Source organism: Desulfoplanes sp. (assembly GCF_054921335.1).
In genome coordinates this window covers 1-21,963 of the sequence record NZ_JBUDSQ010000003.1, presented here as the reverse complement: position 1 = coordinate 21,963, position 21,963 = coordinate 1, and the positions used below count along the sequence as shown (strand labels likewise).

Genomic DNA, 21,963 nt, shown 5'->3' with positions numbered 1-21,963 from the left:
ATATTACGCAACGACATGTTCACATCCCCGCTAAAAGCCCGCATCCGTTTGCGCACACGGCTCATGCTCCTGTCCATAGGTCTTGGACTCGGCTGCCTGACCGTTCTCGTCTTTATTCTTATGTCTTCGAAAAACGTCAAACAGCTGACCCACCAGATCACCAACCAGCATATCCTAGAGACCGCGGAAAACGCCAAGGTCACCCGGGATCTTTCTATTATTTTCGCGGACATCAATCTTTTGCTCAACAGTTTTTTTGGTCAGCCCGAGCATCTGCAGACAGAAGGTACACGCATCATGGCCCTGATCCGGCGGGCAAACACCAAGAACCACATCGTCGCCCTCAAACAGGACCTCCACGACCTGCAGGAGGCCATGCACACATTCCTCGACGGGTGTATCCGGGTCAATCAAACCCTGGAAAAGCGGGACATTATCGAAAAAGATCTCGACCTGACCCTTTCCCGTCTTGAGGACACCATTACCGAACTTCTCATCGGCATGACTCTTGATGGAGAAGACACCTCGCTGATAGAACAACTCTCGCTCCTCGTCTTCGGATACCGGGAAAATCTCTTACGTATCGCCAATATCAACGCTCGGCTGGACGCCGAACATTTCAAACCGGGGATGATCGACCAGGGCCACCCCATTATCCTGGCCCTGGACGATTTTAGACTCCGCATCCGTACACTCACGGCTTCCCAAAGGCAGATAGCCAAGTATGGCCAGGATATCACGCGGCTGATCGATGCATACGAAGACAACATCCACCGCCTACACGACCAGATGGCCGGGTTGGATGAACAACGGACAACACTGCACAGGGAAAAAACCATCCTGCTCGAGAAAATGGCCGCACTCGACATGCAGATCACCCAAAGCAGCCACGGGGTCGTCCGGAGCATCGACAATATCGTGGACCAATCACAGATGGCCATCCTCGTCATTTTCTCGATCATGCTCACGGCCCTTGGCTTTTTCACCTTCCGTTTCATCAAGGCACATGTCCGCACCCCTCTTGCAACCATCGTCAAGGGGATCGGAACATTCTACGGGGGGGATTTGTCGGCACGCATCTCCATGGACCGCAGGGACGAATGGGCGGACATCCAGGGGGCCCTCAATTCCATGGCAGCGGAACTCGAAGTCTCCTATGCCGCCCTCAGCCACTCCGAGGCCACCTACCGGAGCATCGTGGACAACGCCTTTGACGGGATCTTCCAGATGGACCCGGACGGGACCCTGCGCAGTGCCAACCCGGCCATGCTCAAAATCTTGGGCCATTCCGACCGGTTGGGATCCCCGCCAGAAAAACCGACCCTCAACGGCCTCTATCTTGATGCAAACGGGAACCGCCCATTGGTCGACTACCTCAAGGACCACGATGCCATCCACCACTCCGAGACCCCGCTTTTCACCACCCGGGGTTCCCTGGCATGGATCACCCTGAACGCACACCGGGTCAAAACACCCCAGGACACATATATTGAGGGGACCATGGCCAATATCACCGCCCGGAAACACTCGGAATTGGAACTCGAACGGTTGCGGTCCTATCTGGACAACATCATCAACTCCATGCCCTCCATACTCATAGCGGTGACCCCCCAGGGAAGGATCACCCACTGGAACAAACAGGCAGAAAAGGAACTCGGGGTGCGGGCCGACATCGCGGAGGGACTCCCTCTTGCCAAGGCCGTACCGGCTCTCAACGAAAAAATGGAACATATCCAACAGGCCGTTGACAACAAATACCCGCACGAAGAGCACAAGGTCGAATTGCCCCTGACCAGTGGGACCAAACATGTCGACATGACCATTTTTCCCTTGATCACCAACAGCGTCCAAGGGGCCGTGATCCGCATCGACGATATCAGTGAACAGGTCCGGATCGAGGAAATGATGATCCAGTCGGAAAAGATGCTCTCCGTGGGCGGTCTTGCCGCGGGCATGGCCCATGAAATCAACAACCCGCTTGCGGGCATCCTGCAGGCGGCCCAGGTGATCGGATTGCGTCTCGATCCCGCCCTCCCCAAAAACGTGAACGTGGCAAAGGAGAGTGGTACTTCTATGGAGGCAGTGCACACCTATATGCAAAAACGCCGCGTCCCGAACATGCTCGCCGCGATACGGGACGGTGGAGAACGGGCGGCAAAGATCGTGGAAAACATGCTCAGTTTCAGCCGCAAGGGGAGCTCTGAAAAGACACTGCACAGCCTTACCGGGCTCATGGACACAACCATCGGTTTGGCCGAAAACGACTACGACCTAAAAAAAGATTACGATTTCAAAAAGATAACCATTGAGCGCCACTATGATCCTGACATGCCCATGGTCCCCTGCGAGGCGAGCAAAATCCAGCAGGTTTTCTTCAACATCCTTAAGAATGGTGCCCACGCCATGGCCGAAAAAAAGAATGCCATGGAGGAAAACTACACCCCGACATTCACCATAACCATCACTGCGGACAAAAAAACCGCAACCGTGATCATAGCGGACAATGGACCGGGAATCGAGGATTCCATGCGCAAACGCATCTTTGAACCCTTTTTCACCACCAAGGAGGTCGGATCGGGCACCGGACTCGGTCTGTCGGTCTCCTACTTCATCATATCCGAAAACCACAACGGAATGATGTATGTCGAATCGATGCCCGGCCACGGTGCCCGGTTCGTCATCAAGCTGCCCTGCAAACAGGTCCCTCTGGCCATCGAATAGCCTTCAGCCCGGACGGACGCCCCAAAAGCATGTTGTCCATTCCGCAGTACCCCCTTGATCAGCCGTCCACAGTGACAATTTTTTCGTGACTCCGGTAACCACAATGGCTACAAACACCCCCGCTGCAACGGACCCCTCTATTACACACCGGCCACCTATCTCCATGGAAACGACATCATACATCATCGGCGTTGACGCCGGAGGCACCTACACCGACGCGGTCGTCATGGACCGTGGAACCCGAAGGATCCACGCAAGCGTCAAGGTCCCAACGACCCATACGAACCCGGGGACCGGGATCGTCCGGGCGATCAAAGAACTTCTGGCCAGAGGGACCGTCCCTGCTGCGCACATCGGCCGTACGGTCATTTCAACGACCCTGGCCACGAACGTCCTTGTCGAAGGCAAGGGAGCGGACGTGGGACTTTTCGTCATCGGGTTCAACCAACGCCTTGATGTCCCGGCCGAGGAGATGCGTTATATTCCCGGCGGACATAAAGCCAAGGGGATAGAGACGGCCCCACTGGGTCTTGAGTATCTCTACGACGGCATTCGGGAAATGGAGGGACATGTCCAGGCCTATGGCGTCGCTTCACTGATGAGTTTCGCCGATCCGACCCATGAACTCGTCGTATCCAAGGCCATCGCTCTGCTGGACGACAAACCGGTATTCTGTTCCCACCAGGCGTCAACCCGACCGGGCATGCGGGAAAGGGCCACGACCGCACTACTCAACGCCAAGCTCCTTCCAGTCATGCAGCGCTTTGTTCAAGGGGTGCGCTCTTCCCTGTCCGGGCTGGGGATCCGGGGGGACGTGCGCATGGTCTGTGGGGATTGCTCGGAAATAGAGCTGGCAAAGGCGGTCAACCAATCGGCCTCCACCTTTGCCAGCGGCCCCGCGGCAACGGCCTGGTTCGGTTCGCGTATCGCGCCCAAGGACACGGCACTGGTCGTGGACATGGGTGGGACAACCACGGACATCACCTTGGTCGCAGGGGGCAAACCGGTCATGGATACTTCCGGCATGACCATCGGCGGTTGGCAAACCCATGTGCAGGCGGTGGAAATGTTCACCGTTGGCGTCGGTGGCGACAGCCTGGTCACGCCCCTGCGCGTCGGCATCCACGAACTCGGCCCCGCAAGGGTTCTCCCCCTCTGCCAGATCGAAAATTATATCCGTACACAGGACCTGCCGCTGCTTGTTTCGGCCATAGGATGGCTGGGTCCGGAATTGGAATCGAGCCTGGTCTTTGCCGCCCCGGACCCGACGGGGAAGGTAGAGGATCCGATTGTTGCCTGGCTGCAAGAACACGGTCCTGCAACCCCTGGAAAAATCGGGGAGCTAAATAACATGGGTGAAATCGCTGTTGAGAAAAAACTCCGGGCGCTGCTTAAAACCCAGTCGATCATCCAGGCCGGATTCACCGTAACCGACAGTCTGCACTGTTTGGGCAAAATCCGCATCGGCCATGGCGAGCATGCCATGCATGGCGCCCGTGTACTGGGAAAATCCCAGAACATGGACGTGGCCACCTTTTGCGCCCATGTCCTTTCCCTGGCAGGGGACAAGATAGCCTCGACCATCCTGGAATACGTGGCCGGCAGGGAAGTGAACACGGGACTGGGCACGTTCCTCCACGCAAACGCCAACCCGCTTGTCGATATCAAGATCACCATCAAGCCGCCGATCATCGGCATAGGGGCTTGCTCCCCCCATGTACTCCCCAGTGTGGCGGACCACCTTGGGACCACGGTTTCTTTCCCGTCCAATTATGATGTCGGCAACGCCGTCGGTGCCGCATGGCTCGGTCTGGACGGCCCGACATAGATCATCCACAAGGAGAGGATATGGAATACAAAAAAGCATGTTTTTCCGCAGCAATGGAAGTAGCCAGCGAGAGTGATGCGTGCACGGTCGTGCATGGCTGGCTCAAAGGCGAGAACGGCTGGTTCGTCCATGCCTGGGTGGAAATCGACGCCGGTGGGGGAGAAACCGGGGTCTACGATCTGACCCTTTCCAACCAACCCTTCCGTCAACAGGTTTATTACCAGCAAACCGGGGCGACCGCCGAGCGATGCAAGCGGTATGACAGAGTGGATTTTTTCTCCCGGATTGCCGAGACAGGGGGATTTGGTCCCTTTGACAAGGAATACTTTTTTGCCAACACGAGCACAAAGGACCCCCTGGATGTCCTGCAGTCCTGAAAAGGGTCCGGTTTGGATTTGACAACGATATAACCAACAGGTAACGAACATGTTTTGAGTTGGTTGGAATAACTCCGGTGTCCACGCTCCAAAAGGACACCGGAGTTTTGTTTTTCGTGCCACTGCAAACAGGCCGGATACCCATTCCGGACCAAGACCGTGGCCATCTCTCCGATGGGATACGCTCCAACCGCTCCAACCCATTTCCGGATGGGTGCATGCCGTGCACAGGGTTCCTCTGGTGGTATAAAATCCTGAGGGCCACGGCAGAGCATCCATTTCCCAGCAGAGGAACTTCCCACGTATGCACCCATCAACACAATTCACTTCCCTGGGCCTTTCCGACAATACCGTCAGCGCACTCATCAAAAAAGGGTTCGAGGAACCGACCCCCATCCAGGAGAAGGCCATCCCCCTGCTCCTTGCAGGGAACAGGGATCTCATCGGTCAGGCCCAGACGGGCACCGGAAAGACCGCCGCCTTTGGTCTGCCGATCATCGAACAGACGGTGGAGAGCCTCGGCGTGGTCCAGGCCATCGTGCTCACACCGACACGTGAATTGGCCATCCAGGTGGCCGAAGAGATCAACTCCCTCAAGGGGAAGAAAAAAATACGGGTCATGCCCGTCTATGGGGGCCAGGCCATCAGCCACCAGCTCAGGGGGCTGCGCCAGGGAGTGGATATCGTTGTCGGTACGCCGGGCCGGATTCTGGACCATCTCGACCGCAAAACCCTGCGCCTCGAGCACATCTCCCACTTCGTCCTCGACGAGGCCGACGAGATGCTCAACATGGGCTTTATCGAGGATATCGAAACGATCCTGGGCGCGACGAACAAGGACAAAACCACCCTGCTCTTCTCCGCGACCATGCCCCGGGAAATCCTGTCCATCGCCAAAAAATACATGCGGGAATACGATGTGGTCTCGGTCCGGAACAAGGAGATGACCACGGACCTGACCGACCAGATCTATTTCGAGGTCAATGAGAGCGACAAATTCGAGGCCCTGTGCCGGATCATCGACATGGCCGAGGATTTCTACGGGATCGTCTTCTGCAGGACCAAGAACGACGTGGACCAGACCGCCGGACGTCTCATGGACCGGGGATACGATGCTGAAGGACTGCACGGGGATATCTCCCAGGTGCAACGGGAAAAGATCCTGGCCAAATTCAAGAAACACCATATCACCATCCTCGTGGCCACGGACGTCGCTGCCCGGGGAATAGACATCAACGACCTGACCCATGTGATCAACTACGCCCTGCCGCAGGACCCGGAGTCCTACGTCCATCGTATCGGACGGACAGGGCGGGCCGGCAAGGAAGGGACCGCGATCACCTTCATCACTCCGGCCCAGTCCAGACGGCTTCTGCTCATCCAGCGGGTGACCAAAAGCACCATCCGCAAGGAACGTGTGCCCAAGGTCGAGGAGATCATCAAAAAGAAAAAGAGAAAGATCATCTCCCTGATCAAGGAAACCCTGGACGCGGATATCGGGGACCATTTCCGGGACATGGCTGCGGAGCTTCTCGAGGATATTCCCGAAGAAGACCTCTTTGCCGCGGTCCTGCAGCACGCCTTCAAGGACGAACTCGACGAGAGCAATTACCACGCGATCCGGGACGTCCTCGTGGACAAGAAGGGCAAGACCCGCCTTTTTGTCGCCCAGGGGAAGGCCAACGGGATGACCCCCAAAAAATTGGTGAACATGATCCACAAACAAACCGGGGTAAGGCCCAATGCCATCCAGGAAGTCCAGATCCTGGACACCTTTTCCTTCCTGACCGTCCCCTTCCGTGAGGCCGGGCTCATTCTGGACGTGTTCAAGAAACAGGGGAAGGGCAAAAAACCCCTGGTGGTCAAGGCCAAACCACCAAAGCAGCGGGGCAAACACCCTTTTTGCAAACACAACCACCGCGCTCTGTAACCATTTTGCCATAAACCGTGATAATTTCCATAAACTGTACAAGCCGGGCGATTGGCAGTATACACGTGCCCATCACCAACCACTTCACCCAATGAGGATACCATGCTCGATCCAAAAGATTGCATTGTCTACAGCGGCGGAGCACAGGGAGCCGAAGCGGCCTTCGGTGCCATGGCTGAAAAATACGGGCTCCAGGAAGTCAACTTCTCGTTTGAAGGCCACAAGATAGCCCGTGACCGCGGCCGTCGGGTCCTGACATCCGACGAGCTGACCAAAAAGGACGTCAGCCTGTCCTATGTGTCCAAACTGATGAACCGCGATTATTCACGCGCCCCCATCTTCCGCAAGGTCCTGCAGTCCATCTGCTGGCAGATCGCGAGCGGTCACGAGGTCTATGTCGTGGGGACCATCCAGGACGACGGAACGGTCAAGGGCGGAACCGGCTGGGGTGCGGAATATGCCAAGATCTGCAACAAGCCCCTGTTCGTCTTCGGCCAGCGCAAGAACTCCTGGTTCAAGTGGACCCAAAACGCCTGGCTGACTGCCGAGCCACCGGTCATCAGCCACCACCATTTTTCCTGCACGGGAACACGTTTTCTGGAAGAAAACGGCAAGCAGGCCATCGAGGATTTGTTCGCCCGGTCCTTTGGCGAATAAGCGTTCCCCCCCCCACTGAGAGCACAAAAAAAGGCAGACGCATGGCGTCTGCCTTTTTTTGTGCCTACAACATATCAGCAAAATTGTCCCTGCAAAGACTTCCAGCCTTGGACAGGGGGCGGACACCGGATTTCTAAGGCTAAAGTCTTCCGTCCCTGGACCTAAAACCTGAAACCACCGAGTCCAGTCTCCCCATCTCATCCTTCCGGCCCCCTTGTATAGATTCCAAAAGAGCGACAACCTCCCCGGTACGGGGAGAGGGCTACCTCACCTGGGAGAAAACGACCCCGGCAAACACGACCACGCAGGCCATGGTCTGGGCCACATCCAGAACTTCACCCATGCACATCACCCCGAGGCTCAGGGCGATCACCGGCACCAGGTTGACGAACACCGAGGCCCTGCCCGCCGGGACTCTGGATATCCCCCAGTTATACAAACCAAACGCGCCCAGAGTGACCAGAGAACCGAGATAAAGAAGCAGCAGGTACACCCCGACAGGCGCGGTCCAGGTGGTATCGGCCCCTATGACTCCCGGCAGGAAAAAGAGACTCCCGGCCATAAATTGCATGCCCGTGAGTACGAGCGGACTGTACCGGACCGACAACTTTCTCACCAGGAGCATGTATCCGGCTCCAAACCCCATGGCCGCGACCTCCAAAAGATTGCCGGTAAACGGATCGGGCGCGGCTTGCGTGGGTACGGATTCCAGGGTCAGCCAGACCACCCCGGCCAGGGAGAGGAAACATCCCGTCCAGACCTGGACACCGCTTTTTTCCCCGAGAAAAACATTGGCCCCGAGCATGACCATGAGGGGGAGAATCGCCGAGATCATCCCGGCCTGGGCCGAAGAGGTCAGCTTGACGGCAAACCCCTCGCACAAAAAGTACATGCACGGCTGACAAAAAAAGAGCAGGGCCAGCCACGTCCAGTCCCGGCCCGGACGGACCTTGATCAACTCCCGCCACCCCAAGGCACAAAAGATGACGCTGGCCACGACCATCCGGGCCCACACCGTGGCCATGGGACCAAAGGACCCCACGACCACCTTCATAGCCGCATAGGAGCTCCCCCACAAAAATACGGCCACGAGCAGGGCGATGGACGGCCACCAGGCCCCACGTTCGTTCTTGGATATCTTGGACATTCGTTTCTCGTTTGCCATACAGAGTGCGTCAGGTCGGATTTCTGACAAAAGAGGAGTACTTCGGCCTTTTCCCCTCCCCCGTCAAGCAACCGTCCGCAGCCCTCTTGCCAAGGATCGGCCATACGGATAGACCGTGACCCTTCTATTGCATACGAACCCAAAACACCCCCTACTTCCGGAGGAATCATGCGCTGGATCACCACCCTGCTTCTCGTGCTCATGCCGTTCTCAGTCGTGGCATCGGACACCCCCCTGGTCGAACTCGAAACCACCAAGGGGACCATCGTCCTTGAGCTGGACACAAAAAACGCCCCCCATACCGTGGATAATTTTCTGGGCTATGTGGACAGCGGTTTCTACAAGGGAACCATCTTCCACAGGGTCATTGAAAATTTCATGATCCAGGGAGGCGGTATGGACAAGGGCATGCGTCCCAAAAAGACCGGGGCCCCCATCAAGAACGAAGGAAGAAACGGTTTGGAAAACACCAAGTACACCGTTGCCATGGCCCGGACCAACAGTCCCCATTCCGCAACCTCCCAATTTTTCATCAATACTGCGGACAATGGGTTCCTGGATACCCGAGGGGCCAAATGGGGCTATACCGTGTTCGGCAGGGTCCACAGGGGAGCCGATGTGGTCGACGCCATCGAAGAGGTGGTCACCACCACGAGACAGGGGTACAAGGATGTCCCGGCCAGACCGGTGGTCATTCTGGACGCAAGGGTCATCGAAGAATAGGACCGCATCCCGTCATGACAAGAGCCCCTGTCCACCAAGCGTGGACAGGGGCTCTTCCTATTTGTGCGCCCGGCAAACGGGCAGGTCTGGATAGATGCACGCGCCAACGGCCAAAAGCCAGAACCCTGTCATGCGTCGATCGGGTCAACCGCCCCCCTCCGCCTCCATCATTGCTCGCCCACACCGACCATTGCCAGACACCCCTTTTTGCCCGGTTCGATGGTTCCCTGCCCGCCCCCGACCCCCAGGATGGTAGCGGCATTGCGTGTTGCCATGCGGACCACACCCTCCAGGTCCATTCCCGGATCCAGGGCCCGCACGGCTTGCATTTCCCGGGAAAGATCCAGCTCCTCATTCGAGCTGAGCCCATCGGTTCCCAGACAGAGATTGATCCCGGCCCCATGCATGGCCCGAACAGGAGCTGAGCCCACCCCAATATACGCGTTGCTGCAGGGACACAAACAGACCGAGGTCCCGGTCGAAGCGAGCAGAGCGATATCTTCCTCGTCGACATGCACGCAGTGGACGGCCAGGGTATGCGGCCCGAGGAGCCCCAAATCATGGGCATACGCAACGGGTGTCTTGCCCGTGGGGACAAACCACGGGGGAAGAAGGTTTGAGGACCTGAGGGTTGCCGCCAGGGGACCGGTGCCGTCACGGAGAAGTCCCACCTCGTCGCGTGACTCGGCAAGATGGATGGCAAAGGGCAGGTTGTGGTCGTCACACCAAGCCTTGGCCAATTGCAGGGTCTGGGGATGGGTGGAGTACAGGGCGTGTCCGGAATAGGCAAACCGGCGGCCGGGCAGGTAGCGTTCAATGAGCGGTCCGGCAAAGGCATAGGGACGCAGGGTCCCGCCCTTGGGCCGGGCAAATCCCATTCTCTGGATCATGAAAAACACGTCGACCAGGGGAACGTCTTCCAGAATTCCGGCCACCACCGGGGCGTCATGCCCCCCCATATCCGCAGCCAGAACCGTCCCGGCATTCCGCATGCGTGCCAGAACACCGGTAATGGTTTTCCGGTCGGCAGGGTCCCGCATCAGGGGATGCAGACTTTCGGCCCAGGCGGTGAACCCCTGGCCGGAACGCGTCCGTCCTGCGAGGTGCGAGAGTTCGAGATGGGAATGGCAGTTGATCAACCCCGGAATGAGCGGTGCGTTCTTGCAATCGATCACCGGAAGATCGTATCTGTCGGTAAGTTCGTCCGCCCTGCCGACCTCCTGGACCACCGGGCATCCATCCTTCCCCGCGGCAATGACCACCCCGCCATTGTCAATGGTCCCCAAACGGGGGGACATGGTCATGACCCGTGCGGAGCGAACGAGTATCCTGTTGTGGTGCGGAAAAAAACCTTCGAGCTGTACGGCAAAAGATTGCATGACCAAGCGCTGCCAGAATTCCCCATTGCTGGCAACGCCGGATATGGCTCCGTCCCTGTCGGCCGGGTCCGGTAAAACAAAAAAGGCTGGCATTGGGACCATGATTGATGCATACTGACGGTCACCACCACACGGTACACCTGATCAGATCCACCAACGTCCCCCCCCCATCCCTCAACGTCCATGGAGTCACGCATGAGAACCCAGACCCAGCGATACCGCATGAACGATCTGCACGAGGTTGACCGCAAACTCAAAGAACTCCGAATAAATTTTGAAAAGGTCACCAATGAGATCGGAGGAATACGCTTCCTGAAAGGAGAACGCACCGTGGCCCTGTGGGACAGGGACGATCAGGCCCTGACCATTTATTGATGGCGGGGGCTGTGGAATAACTGCCCGTTTTTCCGGCTGCATTGTCGCCGTCTCCCGTCATCCCCGCGCATCCGGCATTCAAGCGCAGGCCGGGATCTTGATGGCCAAGGACGGAGCCAAAACGCCAGGGCAGCGCCGGACACATGGAGATGCCGGATCAAGTCCGTGGATGACGATATTCCGATCTGCCTACTGTACGCTGACTGCTCTCTACTGGATTTTCTCTGTCCTCCAATCCATCATCTACCGGAGGTCCTGATGCCTATTGCCCGCCCGTACCTTGCACTGCTTTTGCCGGCACTGGTTGTTCTGTCCGCATGTTCCCGGGTCCCGGACCACAAACCCGTTTTCGAAACGGTGGATCTCTACACCAAAAGCATTGATCTAACCCTGCAGATGATCGCAAATGACGCTATTTATGAACGTCTCGAGCAGAGTCTGCCCAATATAAAAAGGGCCCACGGGCTAGAAGAGGAACACTGCCTCATCCTGACCGGCTGGGCCCCGTTCGACAGGGAATGTAAAAACGCCCCCATCGAACGTATCGTGCATGAATTGGAAAAAACCGACTGGCATCTGCACAAGAAAAACCCGAACAAACAGATCACCAGCCGGCTGGTTTCCTCTCGTCCCTGCGCCCTTGAGTTCACCATGGTCTACACGGTTGACGACAAAGCGTATGTAGACATGGGCATGGATGTGATCACTCGCGACAACTATCTTTTTTCCGTCAAGATCCATGGCAACGCCACGGTCATGAACCGGGAAAACACACGGTTCATGCAGGAGTTTGAACACATCCGGCAAACATTGAAGACCCTGAACAGCCCGGGTCTTCCCCGGACCTGATCGTCACTATTTCTTGTTTTTCTTCTTTCTCCCATCCAGGGAGCAGCTGTTGCTACCAATGCCTCAGCCGCCCTTTCCCGTGAGGATCCTAAACAGAATGATCCCCACAAAGACCAGCACCAAAATACCCGACAACGAATCAAACAGTCCACCTTCCATTGTTTCCTCCCTTTCCCACGCGTAATAGAGATGTGCTCGAACGACCCGAATGCACCAAGCTTGCAACCGCTGGATACCAACGCTGTCGCCCGCACCAACTCCTAATAAGCACGACTCGGCCCCCTTTCAAGCCCTGCCGACCGACCGTATGGAACGCGGGGCGGATCATTATAACCCGTTGGAACCCCCTGGTTTTCATTTTTCTCCCAAAAAATTGAAAAAGGGTATCTTTTCTGTTGACACCCACACCCCTGTTCTATAGAAGTCGGTCTCCGTTGTTCGGAAGGGCGGTTAGCTCAGCTGGGAGAGCATCGGCCTTACAAGCCGAGGGTCACAGGTTCGAGCCCTGTACCGCCCACCAAGGGAGAGTTTGTTTGCGGGGTCGTAGTTAAGCTGGTTATAACGCCGGCCTGTCACGCCGGAGGCCGTGGGTTCGAGTCCCATCGGCCCCGCCACAAAAAACTTGACAAGCTCTACCTACCTGAATAAACGGATGTTTCACGCGGGGTCGTAGTTAAGCTGGTTATAACGCCGGCCTGTCACGCCGGAGGCCGTGGGTTCGAGTCCCATCGGCCCCGCCACAAGAAAACAAGGGATCATGTGCAAACATGGTCCCTTTTTTCATGCATGGAATGTCCGGTCTCCATTTGACGGACCCGCCCTATCCCTCCACTAAAAGCATCTCCCTATCCTTTCAACAAAAATACCATCCACGGCGGAGGCCGCGATCTCAAGGGCCTTGGGATCCTTGCGGAGGTCCCACCGATCGTTGGATACCCCGCAAGCTCCCGGATCAATCCCGTAAATGACGATCCGGGACAATGTGTTCCAAGATGGTCCCGCCCCGGATCAAAACTTCCTATCCAGCAATAGATGCGAAAAATACCCCAGCACGGCCGCCCCATAAAAGGGAAGCAGGTGCTGCCAGGGTGTCTGATAGAAAAGAACGGGCAGAATAATGATGGGCAGAGGAATGGCCAGCATGGCCCACCAGGTATGGGTCCACCCCCGGTGGTGCCCCAGGGCCGGGAGCAGGGCGCAGAATCCCAGAATAGCCGCCCATTTATACTCTTCCTGGACCATGAGGGCCAGGTCCACGACCGCGAGAACGGTATAGAACAGGTTCTGCCCCTTTGAGTCCGTGTCCACATCCGGAAAAAGGGCCCCTGCCAGCACGATACTCACCAAGAGCAAAGCCACCTCGATATCCGGCTGATACACCCCGAACCAGACAAGCCCGGCCAATGTCCCGGCCCCGAGTAGAAATCCTCCAACCAAATGTCCCCGATACCCCGGCATCCCTTTTCCTCCTGAAAAAAATCCACCTTTCAACAAAAAACGCCACCCCGATACCCGGGATGACGTTTTTTGTTTTGCTCCGCGCCGTTGCGCCCCCGTGCGATACGATCTTTGTGCCGGGTCTTGAGAAAAGAGTGGTCGCTTTTCAAACTGCATTCTGCTGTTTGCCGACATCTTCGCAGACACCACCCCCGCCTCCGTGTCTCCCCATCCTATCGCTGCTCCGCAGTTCCCTAAAACATACAACCGGACACCGTCTTTCTAAAACATTTCCCCTTCATGCTCGGCAATGGTCCGGTCTATGGTCTCCTTGAGCTCCTTGGGCAGCCCCATGATGTCCACATTCAAGAATCCGCGGACGATGGTCGAGGTGGCCTCGTCCTCGTCAAGGCCACGGGCCATGAGGTATTCGATCTCTTCCTGGGCGATTTTACCCACGGCCGCCTCATGGGAGAGTTCCACGCCGGTGCGGGTTCCCTTGAGCTCGGGAATGGCATTGATGACCCCGTCGCCCAAAATGAGCCCCTTGCACTCGAGATGGCCCTTGGCCGGGACCGCGTTGCCCACGATCTCACCCCGGGCGATGTTCATCCCCCCGGTGGTGATGGTCCTGGAGATGATCTCCCCCCGCGTGTCCGGGGCGTTCATGACGATCCGGTTTCCGGTGTCCACGTGGGACCCGGGAGGCGTGACGATGACCGAATTGAACCGGGCCACGGCACCACGGCCATTGAGATGGATAGTCGGATAGGACTGGACCGACTTGACCCTGTTCAACAGAATATAATTGTTCAGGAGCACCCCGTCCTCTTCCACGATCCCCACGGTCCTGGGCCTGACAACGACATCCTCGCCCCAGTTGTGGATCATGGTGAAGGTCAGTCTGCCCCCCTTCTTGATATAAAATTCAGAGATACCCAGATGCATGGCCGAAACCACGTCATGGGAGGTGGCGCATCCGGTGATGATATGCACCTCGGAATCCTCTTCCACGACCACGATATTGTGCACGTTCTGGCCGGTGTTCTCCCCTTTGATGAACAGACAGGACTGGACCGGCTCGGTGACCTTGGCCCCCTTTTCCGTGCGGATGAAGTATCCCCCCTGGGTCTTTTGGGCGGCCGAGGCCCGGGTGAATTCGTCCTGGTCCTTGTCCACGGCCTTCCAGAAGTACTCGGGAAGACCATCGTACTTGGCCAGGGCATCATTGATGCCAAGGACCTCGACCCCCTTCTGGCAGGAAGAACAATGGACATTGGCATGGTCGAACTGGACAAAGGTTCCGCTGCGGTCCTTCCCGGACACATCCACACCGGCCATGAGCAGCTGCTCCCGCTCCTCCGGAGTGATCCGGTCGAGGCCGCTTGCGACCCCGGCGCCCGTGCCGCTGAACTCGTACTGTCCGAGATCCACCCCTACCGCTTCCTGGTTCGCTGTTAATTCAGACATCTGACACACTCCTTGTAGCCGTACTTACTGATGTGGTCGAGAATATCCCGGGGACGGTTCGGCTTTGCATCACAGCACAAACGGCCGTCGAACATGACCTGACCACGGTCCGCGTTGACATAGTCGAGGATATATCCAGTATGGGTGATGATCAGTCCCGACGTGGTCTGGCGGGCCCTGCGGTCACGCATGGACTCGAAGGGCGAGGGCTCCAGGGGGCCGTCCAGAAGCTTGCGCGCGGTGTTGCCCACAAGGGCCATGTTTTCGAGATCCACCCCTGATTCGGGCTCGTCGAACAGGACCAGGTGCGGATTCTGGGCCATGAGCTGGAGAAGTTCCGAGCGTTTGATCTCCCCCCCGGAGAACCCGTCATTGATATCACGTTCCAAAAAAGACTCGAAGTTGACCGTCCTGGCCATCCCCGGGACATCGAACGCTCTTCCCCGGGCACAGAGACGGACAAGGTCCTCGGTCTTCAGCCCATGGATGGTCGGGGGACGCTGGAACGACATGCCGATCCCCAGCCTGGCCCGCTCGTAGGTGGGCATGTGGGTGATGTCCTCCCCCCTGAAAAGGATCCTTCCGCTCGTGACCTCATAACCGCCAAACCCCATGATGGTCATGAGCAGACTCGTCTTGCCCGACCCGTTGGGACCGAACAGGATGAAGGTCTCCCCATCCTCTATTCTCAGGTTGATCCCCTTAAGGACCTCCTTGTCATTGATTTTGACACGCAAATCATGGATTCTGAGCATACTGACTACCTCTGGTTGCAGGTGGTAGAGGGGAACGACCCCTCCCTGTCCGGAAACCGGGTCCTGTTGGTTCGTATTTGGACGTTACGCCAAGGAAGAACTCTATATGGACATGGATCGGAGCAAGTCAAGGCAGGACAAGCGGGTCCGTACATATCCGCAAACACCGGGGCCCGCATCCGATCGTATCTTCCCGTAGCCACAAAATTCTGCCGGATCATCCCCTGGTCGTGACGAACCCGTGCAACCACTCCCAGAATTGATGCATCCTCCCGCGTCTGAGCGAACGCAGCACCCGCCCCGCCTGTCCCACCCTTGCCCCAAGCGTGGCCTCGTCCCGATCGTTGGGGATGACCAGATCGCAGCCGGCAAGTTTATCCCGCTGGGACCATTGCCACGAGTCCATGACGGCCATGGTCGCACTGGACCATCCGCGTGACGAGAGCAAGGTCCTGCGGACCGCATTGGGACAAAAGACCCCCAGAACACAGTCGAACAAGGCACGGGTCTGCCGGCCGGATTCCATGAGCAGGGGGACCTCGCTCACCGTGAACCGGGCATGAGCGTGTTCTTCCAAAAACCGCTTGAGATCCCAGATGACCATAGGGTGGATCATTCCCTCGATCTCGCGGCGCAGGGAAGGCTCCTCGATCATGGCCGCAAAGAGCTTTTTTTTGTCCACGGGTTCGCTCTCCCCGGGCACGAACCGGTCCCCAAACCGTCCGGCCAAAAAATCCCGGCCATCGCCCCCGGCACCGTACAGCCCGGCCACACACTCGTCGGCCGACCAGACCGGAACGCCCTGCCTGGCGAATGCGGCCAGCACCGTGCTCTTGCCAGAACCGCTCATCCCCGTCAGTCCCACGTGCTGGACCCGCCGGTTGGCCATGAGCAAGGTGCGCATGACATCCCCTGGTGGGGGATTGGTAAACGCGCACTCTCGTCCGGTTGTCGGATGGACAAACCCCAGCCGCCAGGCATGGAGCATCTGCCGGGCCGCAGCGCGTTCGACCCGGGGACCGTTGGAGGATAGAGCGCCCGTGTTCGAACGGTAGGTGCGGTCACCCACCAGGGGATGGCCGATACCGGTCATGTGCACACGGACCTGATGGGTCCTTCCGGTATGGATACGTACCCGGACCAAACTGTAACAGCCATCAGGGCTCGGCCAGACGACCCGGTACGAGGAACGGGCCGGACGCCCCCCCTTGTCCACAATGGCCATGCGCGTCTTGATGGAAGGATGGCGGCCTATGGAAAAATCGATCTCCCCCTTGTCCGGTTCGGGCACGCCGTGGACCACGGCCAGATACTCCTTGTCCATCTCACGATCGGCAAAGGCCTTGGCCAGTTTAAGACGCGTCGGCTCGTCCAGGGCGACCATCATCAGCCCCGAGGTGTCCTTGTCCAACCGGTGGACGATCCCGGGGCGCTCCGGATCCATGTGTTCGATCTCCGGAAAGTGGTGGACCAGGATGTTGACCAATGTGGGTCCGGCAACACTGGGGGCCGGATGCACGGTCAACCCGGCCGGCTTGTTGATGACCAGGATGTGCTCATCCTTGTACACGATATCAAGCTCCCCGGCACAAGGAGCCGCCGGAGCACCGTCCTCGATCGGGGTCAACCGAACGTGCTGCCCGGCCTCCAGTCTGGTATTCGGCTTACAACATGGCCGGCCGTCCACTAGGGCCCTGCCCCGGCGTATCCATTTCTGGATCCTGGCCCGGGAGACCCCCTCGTCCCTGAGCAGGGACGACCAAAAACCGTCCAAACGGTCCTTGGCTTGGTTGTTTTGTACAATCACGCTCCAGGTCACATCGGTCCCCTGTTGTTTATTCTCTGTACGTCGGATTCGGTCGCCCGTGGTTGACCATCCATGGGTGATCTGTCAATGACCAAAGCGGAATTCTGTCCCGGTCGGCACCCCCAACCCTCTCTCCCAGACATCCCATTATGCAGACATTCACGCCCTTAGTCGAGCGCGGCATTGCCGAAGGCGTCTCCGACATGCACATAACCGGCGGCCATCCGGTCATCTTCCGCAAAAACGGCAAGATCCTCTTTGTTCCCAAGGTCGTCTTTTCCCCGGAAAAAATCGACCAGCTGGTCACCGGGTTCCTGACCCCCAGGCACATGTCCATTCTGCAGGAACGCTTTTCCGTGGACCTGGCCCTGACCGTGGCAGGAACCAGACTGCGGATCAATGTCTTTGCCACCAGCCGGGGATTGTCCATTGCCGCCCGTTTTTTGCCCACCCAGGTCCCTTCCCTGGACGGCCTCAATCTCCACCCCGCCTTGAAAAAACTCTGCACCCCGGACTCCGGCCTGGTCCTTTTCTGCGGCCCAACAGGGTCGGGCAAGTCAACGACTATTGCCGCGCTGATAAACGTCATCAACCAGACCAAGCCCGGACATACCATCACCCTGGAAGATCCCATCGAATACTTGTTCAGATCCAGGAACAGCTTCATCCAGCAACGAGAACTGGGAGAACATTTTCTGTCCTATCGACAGGGGCTCCTTGATATCCTCCGCGAAGACCCGGATGTCATTGTCGTGGGCGAGCTCAGGGAACCCGAAACCATCCGGTTGACCCTGGGGGCCGCCGAATCCGGCCACCTGGTGTTCGGCTCCCTGCACGCGAGCAATCCCGAGGAGGCGGTCTACCGGATATGCAACTCCTTCCCCCTGGAAAACCAGGAATTCGTCCGCTACCAGCTGGCCTCGAGCCTTATCGGCGTGGTCTGCCAAAAACTCATGGTCACCCCCAAGGCCCGATTCCGCGTCCCCCTGCTTTCCATGATGTTCAGCTCTCCTGCAATCAGAAACACCCTCCGGGACAACAAGATCGAACAGATCGAAAACATCATGGAAATGAGCCGGGAAAAAGACATGTTCACTTTTGACCGGTATGAAAAGGAATTCCTCAGAACGCGCCGACAATTCACCCCACCCTGGGAATGTTTTGGAACCTGCACGGAAAACAGCATGGAAAAGGAATACGTGTCGCCGCTGTTGGCCCAAGCACCCAAGCGTGGGGGTAAGGGCAAAGCGGGTATGGGGCAAGGATATGGAGAGGACAGCGGCATGCTGGATCTGGAACCATCCGATCAGAACGTGGAAGAGATTATCTCACAGATCCAGTCGCGGGGACAGCAAGGCGGGGTGTGAAGTTTGATTGTGTAATACATTGACAATGACCACGCCCGCGTTACCACCATCTCCACGAGGTATCACCATGCAAAAACCCAAGAACAAACGAACCAACATCGCCCCCTCCCGGGAACGCCGAGCGTCTGCTCGGCACTGCGTTTACTGACCGGGAGATATGTGGGCAGATGATGCCGAGCGGACCATCCTTTTGTAAGGGTCAAGAATAGGGTTTTTCGACCTTGACAAGAAGGATAAAAATATCAAGTTTTATCCCTCCATGGAGGGACAAAATGAAAGAGATTTTTAAAAAGCTCATTGTCGATTTCATCGATCGGGACCGGAAGACGTTGGTTCCCAGAGAATATGCAATCCCTGTGGACAGCGGGCATTGATCAACGTGTGCTACGATCTGGAGAGACCGACCACGAGACAGCGGGAGATCCGGGGGCTAAAGGAAGCCATGGAGTATTTCGACTGTGAGATCAGTATCCTGATCACAAGAGATGAGGAAGAAACAATCGCGGAAAACGGGAAAACCGTTTCCATTATTCCCTTATGGAAGTGGTTGCCGGCTGGAGGAGAGTGAGCCTTGTGTCGATTGTTACAACTTTTTGAGATTCCTGGACATATTTGAAAAGCCCTTACAGGTACACTGCAAGGGCTTTTCACATGGACAATATCGATAAGCTGGTGCTCCGGCATTGTTTTTTCCCTCCTGGGAACGCCGAGCGTCTGCTCGGCACTGCGTTTACTGACCGGGAGATATGTGGACAGATGATGCCGAACGAACATACGACCCTTCAGCTGTTGCTCAAAATGCCCTGAAAGGGCTATACATACCAGCCCAAGGCAACGCCCAGGGTTAGATCGCCGAAAAAAGGTACCCTGAAGCCGAATGGGCCTTATTATGACTGACTATCACGGCTAGCCGCCTAATCCGTAATCACAATCCCCCCACCGGAACTCTCCACCCGCAGTTTCTTATTCCCTGACAAAGAGCCGGAGCTGAGAAATTGCTTGATGACCGAAGAGGGTATGCCAAAATTGAGATTCTGGGCATGGGTATCATCGAGCATGAACGCGGTCATGCCAAGAACACGACCACGTCTATCCAGAATAGGCCCCCCGCTGCTGCCGGGGGAGATGGACGCTGTGATTTGCAGATACCGTTTTTCCTTGTATTCCCGAAAACCGCTGACAATCCCTTGGGAAACGGTTTTCTCGAGCCCAAGCGGGGAGGAAATAACAATAACCGGTTCGCCGGTCTCAGGGATATCAGGATCCAACAGCAGGGGCTGCCCTGCTTCCGAAGTACGCAAAAGAGCCACATCCGTTTTCCGATCAACAAGAAGAACATCGAGCACCTTGATGGGCTCGTCTCGAAGGTTTTTCTTCACTTCCACATAGGCGGATTCATCAACAACATGGGCGTTGGTGATTACTGTATCAGGAGACACATAAAAACCGGAGCCGATGCCTTTCGGGGAGGATGCACCCTGCGTATAGGTCAGGATGGTCACTACGGAAGGATGGGATGCTGCATAAACTTTTTCAAAAGCTCCTTCCCCGGGTTCAGCCTTCTTGAATCCCATACAACATAGTAAAACAATCATTAAAAAAAAATAAAAAATTTTTTTCATACATCCACCATATATATTTATTCTATGTTTTCTTCATTTCCAAAAGTAATATTGTTTGCAAACGGCTTATTACTATTCTTTGCAATGGCAACCCAGTCAATCACGTATTGCAATCCTCCATGCACAACAAAACGACTGGAAGGACCCGGGTGTGTCTTTTCGTTATTCTCAGTAACTTGCATCAATTCATTGTCATGTTGATCATCGTATAAAATCGCTTCAAATTTTTTTCCCGATTTGCGTAGTTCGTTAATATACCAATCATAATTTTCCAAACTAACACTATCTACCCAATCATTTTTTGGATCCCCATTGTCACGTCTCTCGAATCCAAAATTGTTTCCATTTGAATTGACATTTTTTTTCAATGAATACCCGTCAAATTGTGTATCTTCTAAGCCATATTGATTCCAGTTTCCGCCCCCAAAATCAATCCGTCGATCTCTTACAAGTAATCGATAGTCGGAAATTTCTGTACCGAGTTCCAGATATCCACCATTCGGATCATTACTAAAAAGTAACCGACCAGTTTTTTTAGCTACAGACCACTCGAAAGTATTCTCATCAATCTCAACCTGTCCATTACCATACTGTCTCCAAGCGGTACCTGCACTCATGTCCGCGAAAAACTCGAAAGTTTCTTTTCCATTCGATGTTGTCTGAGCGTTCTCATTGGCATAATACATCATGATATCCTTAGTGCCTGAAGATGCAACCTTCACCCAGACGTTGGCCCACTGTTCTGGTTCAATTCTTTCAATCCAATAACGTAATTTTGTTCCTGACTGATCCGTAAATCGTAGATCAGAGAAATCAGGCTTCATGTCTGAATCGTAAGGTATGTGGTGAATATATAATTGATAATTATCCAAAGGTGTCCCAGGATTGAATGAGATTTTTTTTCGTTTTGACCATCTGCCGGTTTCCCAGGCTCGATCACTTTGAAAACGCATCTTGAATTTGGAGAGTGTAGCCAATTGGGTGGCCGCGCCAGTTGCTTCAGTAAATCCGGCTATCACATAATCCAGCACATCATGATAACGAAAATGAAGATCAATCGCATTTGAAAGTTCAGGATCTCGCTCTTTATAATCCTTGGATAAATTCTGGAATTCTTGACTCACTTCGCTATCTTGCAACCATGTTTTTGTTACATAGCGATAGGAAAAACCGCTGGTACTTGGATTATATCGAGGAACAGTCTCTCGCTGCATTTCGATACGAACATGCCAGACACTCCCATCCTTGAGCCATGCGTTAGTTCCAGAACTGGGATAATAAACCCCTTGATTTAAGTTGTCAGGATTTTCAGGCTCATCCAATCCGCTCCCTTCGCCATGCCTGTTATCGTCATAGGTATTGCTACGTATATCGTCATAGGTATTGCTACGTACCGAAACATTGCCCCAGTTTCTTCCATTGGAATTCCCGTTAAACGTAACGTCATCAAGATCCCCCCAGTAAACAGCGGCAACATGATCCCGATTGGTGGGATCCTTAC

18 protein-coding genes and 3 tRNA genes are annotated in these 21,963 nt (G+C 55.9%); 13 read left to right on the top strand and 8 right to left on the bottom strand.

Annotated elements, in window-relative coordinates:
* Positions 1 to 15 precede the first annotated feature (15 nt).
* From ACY692_RS01330 to ACY692_RS01310, 5 genes are all read left to right on the top strand, one after another.
* Positions 16 to 2,721, top strand: coding sequence for an ATP-binding protein (locus ACY692_RS01330; protein ID WP_462323525.1), 2,706 nt, complete (start codon positions 16 to 18; stop codon positions 2,719 to 2,721).
* Positions 2,722 to 2,824: 103 nt separating this feature from the next.
* Positions 2,825 to 4,549, top strand: coding sequence for a hydantoinase/oxoprolinase N-terminal domain-containing protein (locus tag ACY692_RS01325; RefSeq protein ID WP_462323524.1), 1,725 nt, complete (start codon positions 2,825 to 2,827; stop codon positions 4,547 to 4,549).
* A 20-nt stretch (positions 4,550 to 4,569) separates the two neighbouring features.
* Positions 4,570 to 4,926, top strand: a complete 357-nt coding sequence (locus ACY692_RS01320) for a hypothetical protein (protein WP_462323523.1) — start codon at positions 4,570 to 4,572, stop codon at positions 4,924 to 4,926.
* A 304-nt stretch (positions 4,927 to 5,230) separates the two neighbouring features.
* Positions 5,231 to 6,856: a DEAD/DEAH box helicase gene (locus ACY692_RS01315; RefSeq protein WP_462323522.1), complete on the top strand. Its 1,626-nt coding sequence runs from the start codon at positions 5,231 to 5,233 to the stop codon at positions 6,854 to 6,856.
* Between the two features lie 102 nt (positions 6,857 to 6,958).
* Positions 6,959 to 7,513, top strand: a complete 555-nt coding sequence (locus ACY692_RS01310; RefSeq protein WP_462323521.1) for a hypothetical protein — start codon at positions 6,959 to 6,961, stop codon at positions 7,511 to 7,513.
* 262 nt (positions 7,514 to 7,775) lie between these two features.
* On the opposite strand, the gene ACY692_RS01305 is transcribed toward ACY692_RS01310, so the two are convergent.
* A complete protein-coding gene (locus ACY692_RS01305) occupies positions 7,776 to 8,660 on the bottom strand; it encodes a DMT family transporter (protein ID WP_462323520.1) in 885 nt (294 codons plus the stop codon).
* A 186-nt stretch (positions 8,661 to 8,846) separates the two neighbouring features.
* On the opposite strand from ACY692_RS01305, the gene ACY692_RS01300 reads away from it, so the two are divergent.
* Positions 8,847 to 9,401: a peptidylprolyl isomerase gene (locus ACY692_RS01300; protein WP_462323519.1), complete on the top strand. Its 555-nt coding sequence runs from the start codon at positions 8,847 to 8,849 to the stop codon at positions 9,399 to 9,401.
* A 167-nt stretch (positions 9,402 to 9,568) separates the two neighbouring features.
* Here ACY692_RS01300 and ACY692_RS01295 read toward each other — a convergent pair whose 3' ends face one another.
* Positions 9,569 to 10,882, bottom strand: coding sequence for an amidohydrolase family protein (locus tag ACY692_RS01295; protein ID WP_462323518.1), 1,314 nt, complete (start codon positions 10,880 to 10,882; stop codon positions 9,569 to 9,571).
* A gap of 93 nt (positions 10,883 to 10,975) precedes the next feature.
* On the opposite strand from ACY692_RS01295, the gene ACY692_RS01290 reads away from it, so the two are divergent.
* The 5 genes from ACY692_RS01290 (at position 10,976) to ACY692_RS01270 (ending at position 12,744) form a co-directional block, all read left to right on the top strand.
* Positions 10,976 to 11,155, top strand: a complete 180-nt coding sequence (locus ACY692_RS01290; protein ID WP_462323517.1) for a hypothetical protein — start codon at positions 10,976 to 10,978, stop codon at positions 11,153 to 11,155.
* 258 nt (positions 11,156 to 11,413) lie between these two features.
* A complete protein-coding gene (locus ACY692_RS01285; protein WP_462323516.1) occupies positions 11,414 to 12,004 on the top strand; it encodes a hypothetical protein in 591 nt (196 codons plus the stop codon).
* A 444-nt stretch (positions 12,005 to 12,448) separates the two neighbouring features.
* A tRNA-Val gene (locus ACY692_RS01280) sits at positions 12,449 to 12,524 on the top strand.
* A 17-nt stretch (positions 12,525 to 12,541) separates the two neighbouring features.
* A tRNA-Asp gene (locus ACY692_RS01275) sits at positions 12,542 to 12,618 on the top strand.
* Positions 12,619 to 12,667: 49 nt separating this feature from the next.
* Positions 12,668 to 12,744, top strand: a tRNA-Asp gene (locus ACY692_RS01270).
* Between the two features lie 268 nt (positions 12,745 to 13,012).
* On the opposite strand, the gene ACY692_RS01265 is transcribed toward ACY692_RS01270, so the two are convergent.
* From ACY692_RS01265 to coaE, 4 genes are all read right to left on the bottom strand, one after another.
* Positions 13,013 to 13,462: a metal-dependent hydrolase gene (locus tag ACY692_RS01265; RefSeq protein WP_462323515.1), complete on the bottom strand. Its 450-nt coding sequence runs from the start codon at positions 13,460 to 13,462 to the stop codon at positions 13,013 to 13,015.
* Between the two features lie 261 nt (positions 13,463 to 13,723).
* Positions 13,724 to 14,911, bottom strand: coding sequence for a SufB/SufD family protein (locus ACY692_RS01260; protein ID WP_462323514.1), 1,188 nt, complete (start codon positions 14,909 to 14,911; stop codon positions 13,724 to 13,726).
* Positions 14,899 to 15,666 carry an ABC transporter ATP-binding protein gene (locus tag ACY692_RS01255; RefSeq protein ID WP_462323513.1) on the bottom strand — a complete coding sequence of 256 codons (768 nt, stop codon included), beginning with the start codon at positions 15,664 to 15,666 and terminating at the stop codon, positions 14,899 to 14,901. Before ACY692_RS01255 ends, ACY692_RS01260 begins: the two co-directional genes overlap by 13 nt.
* Positions 15,667 to 15,883: 217 nt before the next feature.
* The gene (gene coaE / locus ACY692_RS01250) at positions 15,884 to 17,485 is read right to left on the bottom strand and encodes a dephospho-CoA kinase (protein ID WP_462323512.1); all 1,602 of its coding nucleotides are present in this window, start codon (positions 17,483 to 17,485) and stop codon (positions 15,884 to 15,886) included.
* A 137-nt stretch (positions 17,486 to 17,622) separates the two neighbouring features.
* On the opposite strand from coaE, the gene ACY692_RS01245 reads away from it, so the two are divergent.
* Together ACY692_RS01245 and ACY692_RS01240 are read left to right on the top strand one after the other, a co-directional pair.
* The gene (locus ACY692_RS01245; RefSeq protein WP_462323511.1) at positions 17,623 to 18,840 is read left to right on the top strand and encodes a type IV pilus twitching motility protein PilT; all 1,218 of its coding nucleotides are present in this window, start codon (positions 17,623 to 17,625) and stop codon (positions 18,838 to 18,840) included.
* Between the two features lie 651 nt (positions 18,841 to 19,491).
* Entirely contained in the window at positions 19,492 to 19,647 is a 156-nt protein-coding gene (locus tag ACY692_RS01240) for a hypothetical protein (protein ID WP_462323510.1), read from the top strand.
* A 107-nt stretch (positions 19,648 to 19,754) separates the two neighbouring features.
* On the opposite strand, the gene ACY692_RS01235 is transcribed toward ACY692_RS01240, so the two are convergent.
* Together ACY692_RS01235 and ACY692_RS01230 are read right to left on the bottom strand one after the other, a co-directional pair.
* Positions 19,755 to 20,462, bottom strand: coding sequence for a S1C family serine protease (locus tag ACY692_RS01235; RefSeq protein WP_462323509.1), 708 nt, complete (start codon positions 20,460 to 20,462; stop codon positions 19,755 to 19,757).
* A gap of 17 nt (positions 20,463 to 20,479) precedes the next feature.
* A partial coding sequence (locus tag ACY692_RS01230) for a DUF2341 domain-containing protein (RefSeq protein WP_462323508.1) occupies positions 20,480 to 21,963 on the bottom strand: 1,484 nt, incomplete at its 5' end.